At 69.7% G+C, this 17,943-nt stretch carries 17 protein-coding genes; 16 read left to right on the top strand and 1 reads right to left on the bottom strand.

Annotated features, from left to right (window positions below):
* The first annotated feature begins 701 nt into the window (after window positions 1-701).
* The 3 genes from OHB24_RS43250 to OHB24_RS43240 are packed head-to-tail and all read left to right on the top strand — an operon-like array spanning window position 702 to window position 3,097.
* Window positions 702-1,367, top strand: a complete 666-nt coding sequence (locus OHB24_RS43250; RefSeq protein ID WP_327636805.1) for a hypothetical protein — start codon at window positions 702-704, stop codon at window positions 1,365-1,367.
* A complete protein-coding gene (locus OHB24_RS43245; RefSeq protein WP_327636803.1) occupies window positions 1,364-2,239 on the top strand; it encodes a hypothetical protein in 876 nt (291 codons plus the stop codon). The genes OHB24_RS43250 and OHB24_RS43245 overlap by 4 nt, the downstream gene beginning before the upstream one ends.
* A 3-nt stretch (window positions 2,240-2,242) precedes the next feature.
* The gene (locus OHB24_RS43240) at window positions 2,243-3,097 is read left to right on the top strand and encodes a CHAD domain-containing protein (protein ID WP_327636801.1); all 855 of its coding nucleotides are present in this window, start codon (window positions 2,243-2,245) and stop codon (window positions 3,095-3,097) included.
* Window position 3,098: 1 nt separating this feature from the next.
* On the opposite strand, the gene OHB24_RS43235 is transcribed toward OHB24_RS43240, so the two are convergent.
* Entirely contained in the window at window positions 3,099-4,250 is a 1,152-nt protein-coding gene (locus tag OHB24_RS43235) for a DUF1015 domain-containing protein (RefSeq protein ID WP_327636800.1), read from the bottom strand.
* 24 nt (window positions 4,251-4,274) lie between these two features.
* Between OHB24_RS43235 and OHB24_RS43230 the strand changes: the two genes are divergently transcribed.
* The 13 genes from OHB24_RS43230 to OHB24_RS43170 all read left to right on the top strand — a co-directional run bounded on the left by OHB24_RS43230 (window position 4,275) and on the right by OHB24_RS43170 (window position 17,881).
* The gene (locus tag OHB24_RS43230) at window positions 4,275-5,381 is read left to right on the top strand and encodes an HAD-IIA family hydrolase (RefSeq protein WP_327636799.1); all 1,107 of its coding nucleotides are present in this window, start codon (window positions 4,275-4,277) and stop codon (window positions 5,379-5,381) included.
* Between the two features lie 76 nt (window positions 5,382-5,457).
* Window positions 5,458-5,916 carry a polyhydroxyalkanoate synthesis protein PhaF gene (locus OHB24_RS43225; protein WP_327636798.1) on the top strand — a complete coding sequence of 153 codons (459 nt, stop codon included), beginning with the start codon at window positions 5,458-5,460 and terminating at the stop codon, window positions 5,914-5,916.
* Between the two features lies 1 nt (window position 5,917).
* A complete protein-coding gene (locus tag OHB24_RS43220; protein WP_327636797.1) occupies window positions 5,918-6,367 on the top strand; it encodes a hypothetical protein in 450 nt (149 codons plus the stop codon).
* A gap of 12 nt (window positions 6,368-6,379) precedes the next feature.
* Complete coding sequence (locus OHB24_RS43215; protein WP_327636796.1) at window positions 6,380-7,195, top strand: TlyA family RNA methyltransferase; 816 nt, start codon at window positions 6,380-6,382, stop codon at window positions 7,193-7,195.
* A gap of 12 nt (window positions 7,196-7,207) precedes the next feature.
* The gene (locus tag OHB24_RS43210; RefSeq protein ID WP_327636795.1) at window positions 7,208-8,134 is read left to right on the top strand and encodes an NAD kinase; all 927 of its coding nucleotides are present in this window, start codon (window positions 7,208-7,210) and stop codon (window positions 8,132-8,134) included.
* Between the two features lie 2 nt (window positions 8,135-8,136).
* On the top strand, window positions 8,137-9,867 hold the full coding sequence (recN, locus tag OHB24_RS43205; RefSeq protein WP_327636794.1) for a DNA repair protein RecN: 1,731 nt from the start codon (window positions 8,137-8,139) through the stop codon (window positions 9,865-9,867).
* Between the two features lie 97 nt (window positions 9,868-9,964).
* Window positions 9,965-11,146: a putative cytokinetic ring protein SteA gene (steA, locus tag OHB24_RS43200; protein WP_327636793.1), complete on the top strand. Its 1,182-nt coding sequence runs from the start codon at window positions 9,965-9,967 to the stop codon at window positions 11,144-11,146.
* Window positions 11,143-12,090 carry a copper transporter gene (locus OHB24_RS43195; RefSeq protein WP_327636792.1) on the top strand — a complete coding sequence of 316 codons (948 nt, stop codon included), beginning with the start codon at window positions 11,143-11,145 and terminating at the stop codon, window positions 12,088-12,090. Before steA ends, OHB24_RS43195 begins: the two co-directional genes overlap by 4 nt.
* Window position 12,091: 1 nt before the next feature.
* The gene (locus OHB24_RS43190; RefSeq protein ID WP_327636791.1) at window positions 12,092-12,901 is read left to right on the top strand and encodes a hypothetical protein; all 810 of its coding nucleotides are present in this window, start codon (window positions 12,092-12,094) and stop codon (window positions 12,899-12,901) included.
* On the top strand, window positions 12,880-14,457 hold the full coding sequence (murJ, locus tag OHB24_RS43185) for a murein biosynthesis integral membrane protein MurJ (RefSeq protein WP_327636790.1): 1,578 nt from the start codon (window positions 12,880-12,882) through the stop codon (window positions 14,455-14,457). Before OHB24_RS43190 ends, murJ begins: the two co-directional genes overlap by 22 nt.
* Window positions 14,454-15,479: a glycosyltransferase family 4 protein gene (locus tag OHB24_RS43180; RefSeq protein WP_327636789.1), complete on the top strand. Its 1,026-nt coding sequence runs from the start codon at window positions 14,454-14,456 to the stop codon at window positions 15,477-15,479. The genes murJ and OHB24_RS43180 overlap by 4 nt, the downstream gene beginning before the upstream one ends.
* 21 nt (window positions 15,480-15,500) lie before the next feature.
* Window positions 15,501-17,231, top strand: coding sequence for a CTP synthase (locus tag OHB24_RS43175; RefSeq protein WP_327636788.1), 1,731 nt, complete (start codon window positions 15,501-15,503; stop codon window positions 17,229-17,231).
* Entirely contained in the window at window positions 17,228-17,881 is a 654-nt protein-coding gene (locus tag OHB24_RS43170; protein ID WP_327636787.1) for an NUDIX hydrolase, read from the top strand. The genes OHB24_RS43175 and OHB24_RS43170 overlap by 4 nt, the downstream gene beginning before the upstream one ends.
* Window positions 17,882-17,943 lie beyond the last annotated feature (62 nt).

Below are 17,943 nucleotides of genomic sequence, written 5' to 3'. Positions count from 1 at the left end.
TGGCCCTTAGCATTTGTGGAGGGTCGGCGGCTGCCGCTGACCAGGACGTCACCTCCCGCTGCCGGCGCGGTAACGTTTGTCCGATTACTGCTCTTCAGCATCGTTAGGAGTCACCGTGGCGACGCCACCTCGCAATCCTCGGTCCGGTTCAGGGGACCGTCGCGGTTCGTCCGGAGGCGGCGGCCGCTCAGGCGGTTCCGGTGGCTCCGGTGGTGGACGTTCGGGCTCCGGTCGTTCGAACTCATCTGGTGGTTCGAACTCGGGCGGTCGCTCGGGCTCGGGCTCTGGTTCCGGTCGTTCCGGTTCTGGATCCAGTTGGTCTGGTTCTGGGGCCGGTCGTTCTGGTTCTGGTGCGGGCCGTGGCGGGTCGGGAGCCGGCGGCGGTAGTCGCGGAGGTTCTGCGGGCCGTAGCGGTGGGGCGCCGAATCGGCGGGGCGGGATTGCCGGTGGGCGTTCGGGTGGCTCGGGCGGTTCGTCGTACCGGGATCGGGATGAGAGTTCGTCCGAGAACAGGCGGGGGTTTGCTGGTTCTCGAGGTGATGACAAGTCTGCGCGGGATCCGTTCGGTGGGCAGATGTCCGGCCAGGGTGGGCGTGACGATCGGTCCGGTGGGTACCGGCGCGACGATCGGGGCGGTTCGGGACGCGGGCCTGGTGCGGGACGCGGCGTAGCCGGCTCTCGGCGAGACGACCGCGGCGGCCGTGACGATCGCGGACGTGACGACCGCACCGGATACCAGCGCGATGACCGCGGTGGTGACGACCGTGGTGGATACCGCCGGGACGACCGTGGTGACAGCCGTGGCGGGTACCGGCGCGATGACCGTGCGGGCGGTGGACGCGACGATCGGGGACGCGAAGATCGCGGTGGTTACCGGCGTGATGAGCGTGGTGGCGACGACCGTGGTGGGTTCCGTCGGGATGACCGTGGCGGTGACAGCCGTGGTGGGTACCGGCGGGATGACCGTGCGGGGGGTGGACGTGACGATCGTGGGCGGGATGACCGCGGTGGGTTCCGGCGGGACGAGCGGTCGGGGGATGACCGTGGGGATGCTCGGCGGGGTGCCGGCGACTCTCGGGGGCGTGGGCCTGCTGGGGCCGGTGGGCCTGGGCGGGGTGCGTTCCGGCGGGACGAGCGAGGCGACTCGCGTGGGCGTTCGGCCGGGGATTCGCGTGGGCGTTCCGGAGGTCGGGACGAGCGCGGTGGGGCGCGTGACGAGCGGCGTGGGGCCGGCGGGCGCGACGACCGGCGTGATGAGCGGCGGGGTGGGCCTCGGCGGGAGGATCGTGAGGAGAAGGTCGGGCCGCGGCGGGAGGATCCGAAGATTCCGGAAGGGATCACGGGTGCTGAGCTCGATCGTGGCGTGAAGGCTGAGCTGCGGTCCTTGCCGCGGACGTTGGCGGACCTGGTGGCGCAGCATCTGGTGGCGTCGGGGCGTTTCCTCGACGACGACCCGGAGCTCGCGTACCAGCACGCCCGGACCGCGCGGCGGTTGGCGGCTCGCCTCGGTGGTGTGCGGGAGGCCGTGGCGATCACGGCGTACCTGGCTGAGCACTACGACGAGGCGCTCACCGAGTTCCGTGCCGTACGGCGGATGACGGGTAACCACGAGGTCATCGCGATGATGGCCGACTGCGAGCGCGCGCTCGGGCGGCCGGACAAGGCGCTGGCGTTGCTCAAGGACAAGCACGTTCATGACGTGTCGGAGGCGACCCAGATCGAGCTGCTGATCGTGGCGGCCGGGGCGCGGCGTGACAAGGGTCAGACCGCGGTGGCGGTCCAGATGCTCGACGTGCCGGAGCTGGCGAAGCGGACGCGGGCCGAGTGGTTGCCGCGGCTGCGGTACGCGTACGCCGATGCGTTGGCGGAGGCTGGGCGGACCGATGACGCGCTCGTCTGGTTCCACCGGGCGGCCGGCGTCGACGGTGACGGGGTGACGGGTGCGGCCGAGCGGGCTGCCGAGCTCGAAGGTCTCGAGTTCACCGACCTCGACGAAGACGACACCGCGGACGACGAGTACCTCGAGGACGAGGACACCGACGCAACCACGGACGCGGACACCGACGAGGACGCGGACACCGACGAGGTGGACGACGCCGACGACGTTGACGAGGTGGACACCGACGAGGACTTGGACGACGAGGACCTCGACGACGCCGAAGAGTCCGATGAGGTGGACGACGACGACTCCGAGGACGGCGACGAGGTTGTTGGGGAGTCCAAGGGCGGCGAGGAGTAGGGCGTGGAGGGCGCGGTGGGGGACCAGCTGGTTGGGGCGCTGGTGGGGACTGCGCTGGCCAAGGGTGCGCGCCGGCTCGAGAAGTCTGTCGGGATGGTGGAGAACGCCGAGGACGACGCCATCCACCAGGTCCGGGTGTCCTGCCGGCGGTTGCGGAGCGATCTGAAGCTGTTCCGCAAACTGCTGGCCGGCGACTGGGCGACCGAACTGCGAGCCGACCTGGCAGCACTCGCACAGGCCTGCGGTGAGGCCCGGGACCTCGAGGTGATCGCGGCGCTCGTCCGCGAAACCGCCACCAGCGAGGACAACCAGGACCACGTCGACACGATCCTGACGAAGCTCACCCTCGGTCTGGAACGCGCCGCGGCCCGCTCCGCCGAGGTGGTCCTGGGCGAGTCCACCAAGGACCTGCTCACCACCATCGACGCCGTCGCAGCAGCTCCCGACCTCAACGCCAAGGCAGAAAAGCCCTCCAGCGAGGTACTACCGCAGCTCCTCCAGTCCGCCACCGAGAAGTTCACCCAGGCAGCCGACAAGCTCAAGCCCTGGACCTCGGACGACGACTGGCACGAGGTGCGGCTGCTGGCGAAGCGAGTGCGGTACGCCGCCGACACCAGCGCCGCCGTACTCGGTGACGAAGCACGAACGACCGCAGCGCACGCAGCGACGTACCAAGAGCTCCTGGGCCAACACCAGGACCACTGTGCTGCGGCTGACGCTCTGACAGCCATGGCTGTCGACGCGGCGGCTCAGGACGACCCAGAGCTCTCCTACACCCTCGGGCGGCTCACAGAGCGCCACCGGGCCGCCCGCAGGCCCCTCCGCGAGCAGTTCCTCAGCCTGTACCACCGCCCCTGACTCAGAGCGTTCGGAACAGCAGCCCCACCCGTGGCTTCGGGCCGAACGATGTGGCCTTCTGCGGCAGTACGACGCCCTGCGCGGCCGAACGCAGTACCTGGTCCATCCTGGGCGCCGCGAGCTCCACAGCGAGCTGCTGAGGGCCAGCCAGCGCCAGTGCGTCCGAGAACGTGTGATGGAAGCTCAGGTCTTCCTCGACCACGCCCCACGCCGGAAACAGCACCGAATGCAGCAGCGCGACAGTGGGCGTCTCGGAATCGGTGTGGAGCGTCAGCCAACTAGAGCCGTCCGTGATCGAGACGCGGTTCTGGTCGCCCTCCACTCGACCAGGCTGCATCTGCCACCCAGACGGCGTACGTGACTGCACAGTCATCAGGTCAAGACCCGGTACGACACGGTGGATCGGGTCCAGCGTCAGCGGGTGCCGGATGTAGTCGACCAGCATCGCCAGACCGACCTCTGCGGTCTGCCGGCACGGCTCGCGCAGCTGACGCTCCAGGTACGCCGCATACCGGTGGTGACCGTCCGCGATGACCGCCTCGTGCTTGGCCAGCTCCAGCTCGATCGTCTCCAGCACCTCTGGGTCGTCGATCCGCCAGATGCGGTGCTCGGCGCCGTTGTACGTCTCGGCCTCCACCCACGGCTCACCGGACCGTGCCGCGTCCACAGCGTCACTTGCCGCGCCACCGTCGGCGTACGCGAGCAGAATCGGCTCAAGGTCGGCGTCGGTTGCCTCCATCAGCTGCAGCCGGTCGTTGACCCAGTGCGGCATGACTTCCTCGTGCGGCAGCACCACTTGCCGCGTCGGGTCCAGCCGCAGTGAACCGACCAGTCCGCACAGTAGGGCGCTCCCCAGGCGCTGCTCGTACACGTACAGCGCGGGCCGATCGTCCTGCACCACCACGCCGTCCCGCTGCCACCCGGCGAGCCGGTGTGCGGGTTCGTCGTACCGGCCGCGCCCGAGGTCCGGATCGCGTGGAAGGATGAGCCTCACCATGTTGTGCAGATCAGAGTCAGTCAGCCGCCGGACGATGGCGGGTTCCAGCACGTCGTACGGCGGTGAGGTGACGGCGCCGAGCGCGCTGACCTTGCCCGCCACGAACCGCCAGGCACGCAGTGGGTCGAGTCTCAGCACCCCCCGAGGATCCAGCATGCGCGGAATCGTACGGGGTGAAGCGTGAGCGCGGAACGCACAGCGCCGCAGCCGCTCTCGGCGTGTGACGAACCGCTCGCGACCCGGTACGACGTGGCGCTCCTGGACCTCGACGGTGTCGTGTACGTCGGTCCGGATCCGGTCCCGGACGCGCCGGAGAACCTCCGCAAGGCCGCCAAGGAAGGCATGCGGATCGGGTACATCACGAACAACGCGAGCCGCCCGGCCGCGGTTGTTGCCGAGCACCTCGCCTCGTTCGGGCTGGACGTGATCCCCGAGGACGTGGTGACGTCGGCGCAGGCGGCCGCGAAGCTGATCGCGAGCGAGTTCCCCAAGGGGTCCCCGGTACTCGTGGTCGGCGGCGAGGGGCTGATCGTCGCGCTCGAGGAGTACGGGCTGACGCCGGTGCGGACCAGCGACGCGCGGCCGGTCGCCGTCGTACAGGGCTTCCACCCGGACGTGAACTGGGTGATGCTCGCCGACGGCGCGCACGCGATCCACGAGGGCGCGAAATGGTTCGCGACCAACCTCGACCTGACGATCCCCACCGCGGCCGGCAAGGCGCCCGGGAACGGCACACTGGTGCAGGCGGTCCGGGCCGCGGTCGACGTGGACCCGGTCGTTGCCGGCAAGCCCGAGCCGCCGCTGCTGGAGACGAGCATCGAACGGCTGGAAGCCAAGCGCCCGTTGATGATCGGGGACCGGCTGGACTCCGACATCGAGGGTGCGAACGCGGTCGGGATCGCGAGTCTGTGGGTCGCGACCGGCGTCAACGACGCGTACGACCTGGCGCGGGCGCCGAAACACCAGCGTCCGACGTACATCGCCGCAGACCTCGCGGCGCTGGCCGAGAAGCAGCCTGGCGTGACCGTCAGCGGTTCGAAGCACACATCTGCCGGCTGGACCGCCGAGGTCGTGAACAACGCGGTCACGGTGAAAGGCGAGGGAGCGCCGTACGACGGATTGCGCGCGATCCTGTCCGCGGTCTGGGCAGCCGTCGACGCCCCTGCCGAACCGACCAAGCCTGCCAAGGCCACCGCCCGCGGCCGCCGGTCGCGTCCCAAGCCAGCGCCGACTGCCGAAACGATCGCCCTGGACGCCGCCCTCCACCGCGTCGGACTCGACAAGTAGCCCCGCGAGCGCGGGGTGGGCTGGTGTTGCGGCGGGGAGGCGATACCGTTGCTGGGAACGATGCGAGGAGGCAGTCATGGTGATGGACGCTGTGCGTGGCTACGTACAACTGGCGAACGGGTTGACCGAGGTCACCAAGCAGAAGGCCCAAGCGGCTGCGAAGGCGTTGCTGCAGCAGACCGGGGCGGACGCGCTGACGACCAGGGCGAGTGACCTGGCCGACGAGATCGTTGCCACCAGCAAGAGCAACCGTCAACTGCTGCAGGCGATCGTGTCGAACGAGGTCGAGGGCGCGGTCGCGCGGCTCGGGTTCGTCCGCTCCGAGGAGGTTGCGGCGCTGACCCGCCGGGTGAAGGCGCTCGAGTCCGAACTGGCCGAGGCCCAGGCCGTTCCGGCGCCTGCGAAGAAGGCCGCTGCCAAGAAGGCCGTGCCGGCGAAGAAGGCTCCGCTCGCCAAGAAGGCTGCGGCGCAGAAGGCTGTTGCGAAGAAGGCGGCCAAGAAGGCTCCGGCGAAGAAGACGGCGAAGAAGGCCTGACATGACCGAGCATCCCGGCGAGCAGTTCCCACCGGACGTGGACCCGGACGTCGAGCCTGCTTTCGACCCGTACCAGTCCGAGGAGACGCAGGCGCACCCCGACTACGACACCGAGCCCGGTGCCCAGGATGTGGCCCAAGAGACAGCGGAGCACGTGGATCCCGCCGCGGTCGAGTTCGGCCCGGAGTTCGCGCGCGCCCCCGGCCAGGAGCACGAGCACGCCTTCGAAGCAGGCTCCGCCGGGGACCCGGCGTACGAGGCCGAAGATCCGACGAGCGAGCAGTCCACCCAGGAAGAGGGTGGTCATCCGTTGGTCGAGGAGACCATGGCTCGGCTGGATGAGTTGCGGGAGAAGCCGGTGAGTGAGCACGGCGAGGTGTACGCCGACATGCACGACCGGCTGCAGACCGCCTTGGTCGAGGCCGACGCCGAGCAGGGCGACCGGAACTAGCGGAAGAGCCGAGTGGCCAAGGGAGTCAAGCGGTCGCGGCTCGATGCCGAGCTGGTACGGCGTGGGCTCGCGCGCTCCCGTGAGCATGCGAGCGAACTGATCGCCGCCGGCAAGGTGAAGGTGTCCGGGAGCGTGGCCGGCAAGCCCGCGACCGGGGTCGGTGCGGATGCCCCGATCGTCGTCGACACGTCCGAGCACGAGGACCCCGGCTACGCGAGCCGCGGCGCGCACAAGCTGATCGGCGCCCTCGAAGCGTTCCCGGCGGTCCAGGTCAAAGGCCGCCGTACGCTCGATGCCGGCGCGTCCACCGGCGGATTCACCGACGTACTGCTGCGCAACGAGGCCGCGCACGTGATTGCCGTCGACGTCGGATACGGCCAGTTGGTGTGGGCGTTGCAGACCGACGAGCGGGTCACCGTGATGGACCGGACCAACGTCCGGACGCTGACGCTGGACAACATCGGTGGTGAACCGGTTGATCTCGTGGTCAGCGATCTGAGTTTCATCTCGCTGACGCTTGTGCTGCCGGCGCTGCTCGGGGTGGTGAAACCGGACGGTGAGCTGGTGCTGATGGTGAAGCCGCAGTTCGAGGTCGGCAAGGACCGGCTGGGCAAGGGCGGCGTGGTCCGGGAGCCCGAGTTGCGGGCGGAGGCGGTCCGGAATGTCGCCGCCAAGGCGCACGACCTGGGCTGGGGAATCGCAGGCGTGGCGGCCAGCCCGTTACCTGGACCGTCAGGAAATGTCGAATACTTCCTGTGGATACGCCGGGAAGCACTGCCTCTCGATGAGACGATGCTCCAAACAGCGATCGAGACCGGTCCACAGTGATGAGGGGGCAGGGTGGCTGAGCACGAGCCGCGGCGCGTGCTGCTGGTGACGCACACCGGCCGGGAGCAGGCGGTCGAGGTCGCGCGTGACGCGCACCGGCTGCTGACCGGCGCCGGGATGCAGGTCCGGCTGCTCGGCGGTGAGGCCGAGGAGCTCAAGCTCGACCCGGTGGAGATCGTCGACGACCCGGAGAAGGCGGCCAACGACGTCGAGCTGATCATGGTGCTCGGCGGCGACGGCTCGATCCTGCGCGGCGCCGAGCTCGCCCGCCCGCACGGTACGCCGGTGCTCGGGGTGAACCTTGGCCACGTCGGGTTCCTGGCCGAGGCCGAGGTCGACGACCTGGAGCGGATCGTCCAGGTGGTGGTGGACCGCAGCTACACGGTCGAGGAGCGGATGACGCTGGCCGTCGACGTACGGCTGGACGACGAGCTGATCTTCGAGACCTGGGCGCTGAACGAGGCGAGTGTCGAGAAGGCGGCCCGGGAGAAGATGCTCGAGGTCCTGGTCGAGGTCGACGATCGCCCGTTGTCCCGCTACGGCTGTGACGGCGTCGTGGTGGCGACGCCGACCGGGAGTACGGCGTACTCCTTCTCGGCCGGCGGACCGATCGTCTGGCCGGAGGTCGAGGCGATCCTGATGGTGCCGCTGAGCGCGCACGCGCTGTTCTCCCGGCCGATCGTGGTGGCCCCGACGTCGCGGCTGTCGATCGAGCTGGTCCCGTCCTGGCGCGGGCGCGGCGTGTTGTGGTGCGACGGCCGGCGGATGGTCGAGGTGCCGCCCGGCGCCGAGATCCAGGTACGGCGGGGTTCGACGCCGGTCCGGCTGGCCCGGGCCCACGAGGCGCCGTTCACCGACCGGCTGGTGGCGAAGTTCGATCTCCCGGTGCTCGGCTGGCGTGGGGCCGCCGAGCGCAAACGCAACGGAAACGGACACTGACAATGCTTTCGGAGATCCGGATCACTGGGCTGGGCGTGATCGAGGACGCGACGTTGGACCTCGACCCGGGATTCACCGCGGTCACGGGTGAGACCGGTGCCGGCAAGACGATGGTTGTGACCGGGGTGAACATGCTGCTCGGCGGCCGCGCCGACAGCGGTCTGGTGCGGCACGGGACGCGCCGGGCGCGGGTGGAGGGGCGCGCGAGCAACGTGCCGCGGGCGATCGTGCAGCAGGCCGAGGACCGTGGCGGCGAGCTGGACGACGACGAGCTGCTGATCGCGCGCGAGCTGTCGTCGGAGGGTCGCTCGCGGGCGTTCCTCGGCGGCGCGTCCGTCCCGGTTTCGGTGCTGGGCGAGATCTCCGGGGATCTCGTCGCGATCCACGGGCAGGCGGACCAGTGGCGGTTGCTGCAGCCGGCGCGGCAGCGCGAAACGCTGGACACCTTTGCGGGCAAGCCGGTTCTGGTGCCGCTGCAGGAGTACGCCGCCGCGTACAAACGGCACCGTGAGGTCGAGGCCGAGCTGACCGAGCTGACCACCCGCGAGCGCGATCGCCTCGCCGAGGCGGACCTGCTGCGGTTCGGTCTGAACGAGGTCGCGAAGGCGGAGCCGTTGCCCGGCGAGGACAGCGAGCTCGCGGCCGAGGAAGATCGCCTCGCGTACGCCGACGGTCTGCGTACGGCGGCCACGAACGCGGCGGACGCGCTGGCGTCGGAGGATCTCGAGTCCACCCGGCCGAACGACGTACTCGGCCTGCTGGCGTTGACGAAACAGGTCCTCGACGGTGAGCGCGAGCACGACGCGAAGCTCGCCGAGCTGGCCGACCGGGCTGGCGAGCTCGGCTACCTGGCGGCCGATCTGGCGCAGGAACTCTCGTCGTACGCCGCTGATGTCGACACCGATCCGGCGCGGCTGGCTGTGGTGAGCGAGCGACGCTCGTTGCTCACCAACCTGGTTCGCAAGTACGGCGCTGAGGACGGCACCGTCGACGAGGTCATCGATTGGACCAAGCGGTCGGCCGAGCGGCTGGCCGACCTCGACGGCAGCGACGAGCGCGTCGAGCAGTTGACGGCCGAGGTGGCCGAGCTGGACGCGAAGCTCGCAGAACTCGGCCGGCAGATGCGGGACGCCCGGGTCGAGGCGGCCGCCCGACTCGGCGTCGCGGTGTCCGAAGAGCTGACCGGGCTGGCGATGCCGCACGCGAAGCTGTCGGTCGAGGTGCACGAGACCACGGCCGGACCGTTCGGTATCGACGAGGTCGAGTTCTGTTTCGCGGCGAACCCGGGGAGCCCGGCGCGCCCGCTGCAGAAGGCCGCGTCCGGTGGCGAGTTGTCGCGGGTGATGCTCGCGCTCGAGGTGATCCTGTCGGACACGCACCCCGTGCCCACGTTGGTGTTCGACGAGATCGACGCCGGGATCGGCGGCCGCGCCGCGGTCGAGGTCGGCAAGCGGCTGGCCCGGCTGGCCGAGAAGGCCCAGGTGATCGTGGTGACGCACCTGCCGCAGGTCGCCGCGTTCGCGGACCGTCATGCCGTCGTCCTGAAGAGCGACGACGGATCGGTCACCACCAGCGGCCTGGTCGCTCTCGACGACGACGCCCGGCTGAAGGAACTCTCCCGGATGATGGCCGGCCTGGAGAACTCCGATGCCGCGCAGGCGCACGCCGAGGAATTGCTCGCGTTGGCCGCGGAACGTCACAAACCGCGGAAGAAATCTCGTTCCAAGGGATGATTTGACCGACAGTCACCGTTAATTCGGTGCGTGAACCGGGGCCGGGCCGGGTAAATGGCCCGGGAAGGGGCTCTTGACATGGCAGGATGAGGGTGCGATGAAACTGCCCAGCCTGCGGAGAGCACGACCCACTGAACTACCCGGCGTCACCGGAGTGGTCCGGCTGGATCGACGTACCAAGAATCTCACCAAACGGCTCAAGCCGGGTGAGATCGCCGTCATCGACCACGTCGACCTGGACCGCGTCAGCGCCGAGGCGCTGGTCGACTGCCGGGTCGCGGCGGTGGTCAACGTCGCCGACTCGATCAGCGGCCGGTACCCGAACCTCGGTCCGGAGATCCTCGTCGAGGCCGGCATCCCGCTCGTCGACGGCGTCGGCCGCGAGGTCTTCTCGGTCCTGCACGAAGGCGAGCAGGTCCGGCTCGACGACGGCACGCTGTACCGCGGCCACGAAGCGGTCGCGAAGGGCATGACCCAGGACAGCAAGTCGGTCGCGGAGCTGATGGACGACGCCCGCGCCGGGCTGTCCACCCAGCTCGAGGCCTTCACCGCGAACACGCTGGAGTACCTGCGTCGCGAGAAGGACCTGCTGCTCGACGGCGTCGGCGTACCGGCGGTCCACACGCAGATGGAGGGCAAGCACGTCCTGATCGTGGTCCGCGGGTACGACTACCGCGAGGACCTGGTCGCGCTGAAGCCCTACATCCGCGAGTACCGGCCGGTGCTGATCGGGGTCGACGGCGGTGCGGACGCGCTGGTCGAGAACGGGTTCGTTCCGGACCTGATCCTCGGTGACATGGACTCGGTGAAGGACGAGACGCTGAAGTGCGGCGCCGAGGTGGTCGTGCATGCGTACCGCGACGGCCGCGCGCCCGGGGCCGAGCGGCTCGAGCGGCTCGGCGTGGACTCGATCGAGTTTCCGGCCACCGGCACCAGCGAGGACATCGCGATGCTGCTGGCCGACTCCAAGGGCGCCTCGCTGATCGTCGCGGTCGGCACCCACAACTCGCTGGTGGAGTTCCTCGACAAGGGGCGCCCCGGGATGGCGAGCACGTTCATCACCCGGTTGCGGGTCGGTGCCAAGCTGGTCGACGCCAAGGGTGTCTCCCGGCTGTACCGCAGCCGGGTCTCGACGTTCCAGGTGGTCGCCTTGATGGCGGCCGGCCTGTTCGCGGTCGGGGTGGCGATGGTCGCCATCGGGGCCGACGACGTCGTCTGGTCGATCCTGCGGGCGCGCTGGGGCGACTTCGTCTACTGGATCCGGGAGCTTTTCACGTGATCGACTTTCGCTACCACATCGTCTCGATCGTGGCGATCTTCTTCGCCCTGGGCGCCGGTGTGGTGCTCGGCGCCGGCCCGCTGAAGAGCACCGGCAAGGATTTCGTCGCGAGCCAGGCCGAGAAGGACCGTCAGCAGCTGGCCGACGCCCGCGCCGAACTTGTGCAGGTGAAGGCGCTCGACAAGTACCGCGACGACTACGTCGCCAAGGTGACCGCCGGGATGACCAACGGCAAGCTGACCGGCAAGAAGCTCGCGATCGTCACGATGCCGAACGCCGACAACGACCTGACCAACAGCGTCCAGGACGAGGTGGAGAAGGCCGGTGCCGTCGTCACCACCAAGGTCGCGCTGGACGCGAAGCTGTTCGACACCGGTCAGCGGCAGCTGGTCGAGTCGCTGGTCAACCAGCTCGTCACCGCGGACATGCAGATCCCGAAGGACAGTACGACGTACCAGCGGGCCGGGCTGCTGCTGGCGCGCGGGATCGCGGCCAAGGAAGACGGCAAGACCGGCGACGCGGACTCGACCAAGGTGATCAGCGGGATGACCGGCGCGAAGCTGCTGTCGCTGAAGCCGTCGCAGATCAAGGACCGGGCGACGCTGGTCCTGGTGATCGCGGCGAAGCCGCCGACGCCGGTGCCGGACAACTCGACGTACACCGACAGCGTCGACTTCGTCGAGGGCCTGGACACCGGCAGCGGCGGCGTCGTGGTCGCGGGGATCCCGGCGACCGCGGCCGACGGCGGACTTCTCAAGGCCTTGCGGAGTGACTCCGAGGCCACCAAGATCGTTTCTTCGGTGGACGTGGCCGACATCCCTGCCGGACAGGCGACCGTCGTCTTCTCGCTGGTCGAGCAGGCGGAGGGCAAGGCGGGGCAGTACGGCGCGATCAACGCGAAGAACGGCGTCGCGCCGTCGGCCGTACAGACGAAGGACAACTGACGTGGGAATTCTGAGCGCCGCCGTCGCGGCGGCCGCTACTGCCGGGCTCGAGCGTGCGGCGGAGAAGCTGCCGAAGGAGACGCGGGAGCCGTTCGAGCGGACCAACCACCGCGGTGAACCGGTGACGCTGCTCGAGGGTCCGGTGGCGGTGCTCGGTGCGCTGGCCGGCGTCGCGGCGTCCCGCGGCAGCGGCAAGGTGAAGGCGGCCGCGCTGGTGGCCGGCGCGGTGTCGGGCGCGGTCGGTGCGTACGACGACCTGCGCGGGACCACGCAGGCGAAGGGTTTTCGCGGTCATCTGAGTGCGTTGAAGCGCGGTGAGGTGACGAGCGGTGCGGTGAAGATCCTCGGGGTCGGCGCTGCCGGTCTCGCGGCCGCCGCGTTGCTGCCGCGGAAGTCGCGCGGTGTGAAGGCCGTCGCCGGGGTCGTTGCCGACGGCGCGTTGATCGCCGGTACGGCGAACCTCACCAACCTCCTCGACCTGCGGCCCGGCCGCGCGCTCAAGGCCGTGACCGCCCTGAACGCACCGCTGGCCGTCGTGAACGGTCCGGCCGGTGCCGTCGTCGGCGCTGCCGCGGCGTCCGCCCCGTCGGACCTCGGCGAACGCTCGATGCTGGGCGACTGCGGCGCGAACGGCCTCGGTGCCATCACCGGTACGGCGCTCGCGGCGTCGCTCCCGCGTCCGTTGAAGACGCTCGTGCTGGCGGCCGTCGTCGGCCTGAACCTGGCCAGCGAGAAGGTCAGCTTCACCAAGGTCATCGCCGACACCCCGGTTCTCGACAAGATCGACCAGTGGGGCCGTCGACCCAGGTGAGCCGGCTCGCCCGCGCGGCCCTGATTGTTGCGGCCGTCACCGTTCTGGCGCGGGTTGTCGGCTTCGGCCGGTGGTTGGTGTTCTCGAAAACTGTCGGCGCGGGCTGTTTGGCTGAGGCCTACACGACGGCCAATCAGCTGCCCAACATTCTCTTCGAAGTGGTCGCCGGCGGGGCGCTGGCGGGTGCGGTCATTCCGGTCCTGGCCGGTCCCGTCGCCCGCGGCGACCGGGCGGCGCAGGGGCGGATCGTCGGGGCGTTGCTGTCCTGGTCGTTCGTGCTGCTGGCCCCGGTCGCCTTGCTGGCCTGGGTTCTGGCGGGGCGGTACACCGACGCGATGCTCGACCCTGGTGCCGACTGCGCGAGCTCCACGGCGACCGCGACCCGGATGCTGGCGATCTTCGTGCCGCAGGTCTTCGGGTACGCCGTGGCAGTGGTCGCGACCGCCGTTCTCCAGTCCCACAAGCGTTTCGCGGCCGGGGCGTGGGCACCGCTGATCTCCAGCCTCGTGGTCGTCGGCACCTACTTCGTGTTCGCCGGTACGGCCCCTGACGCGGACTCGGCCTCGCGAGGCGCCACCGACCTGCTGGCCTGGGGTACTACGGCCGGCGTCCTCGCGCTGGCCCTCACAGTGCTCGTCCCGATGCTCCTGCTCCGCTTGCCGATCAGACCGACCCTCAGGCTGGACCCGGGCGTCGGACCGGTACTGCGGAAGCTCGCACTCGCGGGCCTGGCAGTACTGGTCGCGCAACAGCTCACCTTCGTCGTCACGACGTACCTGGCCAACCACCGTGGCGTTGCGGGCAGCATTGCCGTGTACACGTGGGCCAACGCGGTGTACCTCCTGCCGTACGCAGTGCTGGCCGTGCCGATCACCACAGCGGTCTTCCCTCGTCTGGCGGCAGCGTTCGAGGCAGGGGAGGGTTTCGACCGCTACGCCGCGGCGTCCACCCGCGCGGTGATGCTGGCCGGCGGTGCCGGCGCCGCACTGCTCGTCGCTACGGCGGTACCGGTCGCCAGGATCTTTGCGTACGACGACGGCGCGGTGCAGGAGGCCAAGGCGACCTCACTGGCCAACGGACTCATCGCGTTCGCACCAGCTGCCATCGGGTTCGCCGTACTGATGCATGTCGGCCGGGTGCTCTACGCCCGGCACTCCGGGCGTGAGGTGGCCGTGGTGACATCCGCGGCCTGGATACTCGTGGCTGTAGCCGGTGTGGTGCTCACGACTCGCTGGGACGCAGTACCCGCGCTGGCTGCCGCGATGTCCGTCGGCATGGTCGCAGGCGCCGTCCTACTGCTGCTGGTCCTGCGTCGTGAGGCTGGACCAGCTGTACTAGCGGGAGTACCACGTGCCCACCTCACTGCACTGGCGGGCGCTGTGCTGGCCGGTGCAGCTGGCTGGGTGGTTGCACTGCCAGCTGGGGACGGTGGAGTAGGCAAGGCTGTGGCGTTCTCCGTCCTCTCCGGGCTCGCCGCCGTCGTCGTGTACGCCCTGGTCGTGCTTGCATTGGATCGCGCGGACGCTCGCGCACTCGTACGACGGGAGAAACCATGAGGATCGGGCTGCTGCTCGCGGAGTCGCGGGGCGGCATCGGGCAGCACGTTGCCTCGCTGGTGCCGCGGTTCGTCAGTGCGGGGCACGAGGTGGTGGTGTGTGCTCCGCCGGGCACGGCCGAGCACTTCGAGTTCGCCCCGGCGACCGTCGTCTCCCAGGCGGCCGGACTGCGTGAGTGCGACGTCATCCACGCGCACGGCTACCGCGCCGGCATGACCGCGCTGCGGGACAGGTCCCGGCTGCGGCCGCTGGTCGTCACCTGGCACAACGCGGTGATCGCCCCCGGACCACGAGGACTCGTGATGCGGATGGGGCAGCGGCTGGTTGCCAGAGGCGCTGACCTGACTCTGGGGGCGTCCAGCGACCTCGTGGACCTGGCCAAGAGCCTCGGCGCCCGCAACGCGCAGTTGGCACCTGTGGCCGCTCCGGCGATGCCACGGATCCGTGCACGACGTGCCGCCGTACGGCGGGAGCTGGGACTCGGCGACCAACCCATGGTGCTCACCGTGGGGCGTCTGGCGCCACAGAAGGACTACCCGACCTTGCTGTCCGTCGCTTCCCGCGTACACGAGTCGACTCCGGACGCAGTGTTCGTGGTCGTCGGTGACGGACCGCTGCGGGACAACCTGCAGGCGCGGATCGACGCGGAGGAGCTGCCGGTCCGGTTGCTCGGTCACCGCAACGATGTGGCCGATCTGCTCGGTGCGGCCGATGTGTTTCTGCTCACATCGCACTGGGAGGCGCGTGCCCTCGTCCTGCAGGAGGCGATGCAGGTCGGCGTACCGGTGGTGGCCACCGCGGTCGGCGGCGTACCCGAGCTGGTCGGGGACAGTGCTGTACTGGCGTTTCCCGCTGACGCGGACGGGCTGGCGGACGGGGTACGGGCCGTCCTGGCGGAGCCCGACACCGCGAACGCTATGCGGACACGCGGCCGGGAGTTGGCCTCCAGATGGATGGACGAAGACGCGGTGGCGAAGAATCTGCTCGACATCTACGCGGGTCTCGTCGCGACCGGTGGTTGACAACAGGTAGGCTGAAGACCCGTGGACAGGGCTTCCAATTCGCAGCAGACCAAGCACGTATTCGTCACCGGTGGCGTGGCATCCAGTCTCGGTAAGGGACTGACAGCGTCCAGCCTCGGCAGTCTGCTGACGGCACGGGGCATCCGCGTCACGATGCAGAAGCTGGATCCGTATCTCAACGTGGATCCCGGCACCATGAACCCGTTCCAGCACGGCGAGGTGTTCGTCACCAACGACGGCGCCGAGACCGACCTGGACATCGGGCACTACGAGCGTTTCCTCGACCGGGACCTCTCCCAGGTCGCGAACGTGACCACCGGCCAGATCTACTCGAGCGTGATCGCCAAGGAGCGCCGCGGCGAGTACCTGGGCGACACCGTCCAGGTGATCCCGCACATCACCAACGAGATCAAGGAACGGATGCTCGCGATGGCGGGCCCGGACGTCGACGTCGTACTGCACGAGATCGGCGGCACCGTCGGCGACATCGAATCGCTGCCGTTCCTCGAGGCGGCGCGGCAGGTCCGGCACGATGTCGGCCGCGACAACGTGTTCTTCCTGCACATCTCGCTGGTGCCGTACATGGCGCCCAGCGGTGAGCTCAAGACCAAGCCGACCCAGCACTCGGTCGCCGCGCTGCGGTCGATCGGTATCCAGCCCGACGCGATCGTGTGCCGCGCCGACCGGCCGATCCCGGACAGCGTGAAGCGCAAGATCTCGCTGATGTGCGACGTCGACGTCGAGGCGGTCGTGGCCGCGGTCGACGCGCCGTCGATCTACGACATCCCGAAGGTCGTGCACGCCGAGGGTCTGGACGCGTACGTCGTACGCCGGCTGAACCTGCAGTTCCGCGACGTGGACTGGACCCGTTGGGACGAGCTGCTGCGGGTCGTGCACCACCCGAAGGACGAGGTCACGGTCGCGCTGGTCGGCAAGTACATCGACCTGCCGGACGCGTACCTGTCGGTCGCCGAGGCGCTGCGTGCGGGCGGGTTCGACAACGACGCCCGGGTGATCCTGCGCTGGATCGCCTCCGACGAGTGCGCCACGCCCGAGGCCGCGGCCCGGTTGCTCGGCGACGTCGACGCGATCTGCATCCCGGGCGGGTTCGGGGTGCGCGGCATCGAGGGCAAGATCGGCGCGATCCGGTACGCCCGCGAGCAGGGCGTCCCGATCCTCGGGCTCTGCCTCGGCCTGCAGTGCATGGTGATCGAGGTGGCGCGGGACCTGGCCGGTCTCGACCAGGCGAACTCCAGCGAGTTCGACCCGGATGCGGAGCAGCCGGTGATCGCGACGATGGAGGAGCAGAAGCACATCGTCGACGGAACCGGCGACCTGGGCGGAACGATGCGCCTCGGTCTCTACCCGGCGAACCTGGCCGACGGCTCGATCGTCCGCTCCTTGTACGGCGCCCCGTCGGTGCAGGAACGGCACCGGCACCGCTACGAGGTCAACAACGCGTACCGGGACAAGCTGGAGACCGCCGGGCTGGTGTTCAGCGGACTGTCGCCGGACAACGAGCTGGTCGAGTTCATCGAGCTGGACCGCTCCGTGCACCCGTACTTCGTGGCCACGCAGGCGCACCCGGAGCTGCGGTCGCGGCCGACCAAGCCGCACCCGCTCTTCTCCGGGCTGGTCGCGGCCGCGATCGAGCGGCAGCGCGAGTCCCGGCTCCCGGTCGAGGACCCCAAGCCGGTGGCCAAGAAGACCGAGAAGCCTGCCGCCAAGGCTGAGACGGTCAAGGCTCGATGACCGACTACCCGGAGCTCCGGTTCGGCGCCGGGCTGGCTGATCAGCCCGAGCGCTGGCCGGTCTCCGCCTCGGAGACGGTGCACGAGACCGGCCGGGTGATCTCGGTACGCCGGGACACCATCGAACCGCCCGGCGGTGAGTCGTTCGTCCGCGATGTCGTCGTACATCCCGGAGCGGTCGGCGTGGTCGCTCTCGACGAGAACAACCGGATGCTGCTCGTGCGTCAGTACCGGCACCCGGTCGGCTACAAGCTGCTCGAGGCGCCGGCCGGGCTGCTCGACGTGCAGGGGGAGCAGTACCGCCTGGGCGGTGAGCGCGAGCTGTGGGAGGAGACCGCGACCAAGGCCGCCGACTGGCGGATCCTGGTCGACGCGTTCACCTCACCCGGCCTGACGAACGAGGCGGTCCGGATCTTCCTGGCCCGCGACCTGTCTCCGGCTCCGGAGTCGTTCGAGCGGGTGCATGAGGAGGCCGACATGGAAACCGTCTGGGCCCCTCTCGTCGACGTCGTCGGCGCCGCCCTCGCCGGCCACCTCCAGAACCCCATCCTCATCATGGGTGCCCTCGCCGCCTGGACCGCCCTCAACGGCCCCGGCTTCGATACCCTCCGCCCGGCCGACTCCCCCTGGCCGGCCAAGGACCACACCTGAGCAATCCCGGATCTGGATGCCGGCATCGTTACCTGCCGCACATCGAGAGTGGTCCATCTCGT

This window comes from Kribbella sp. NBC_00482 (genome assembly GCF_036013725.1).
In the GTDB taxonomy this organism is placed as follows: Bacteria; Actinomycetota; Actinomycetes; order Propionibacteriales; family Kribbellaceae; genus Kribbella.
Note: the sequence above shows the minus strand (reverse complement) of the source record. Positions and strands in the feature narration are given on the sequence as shown.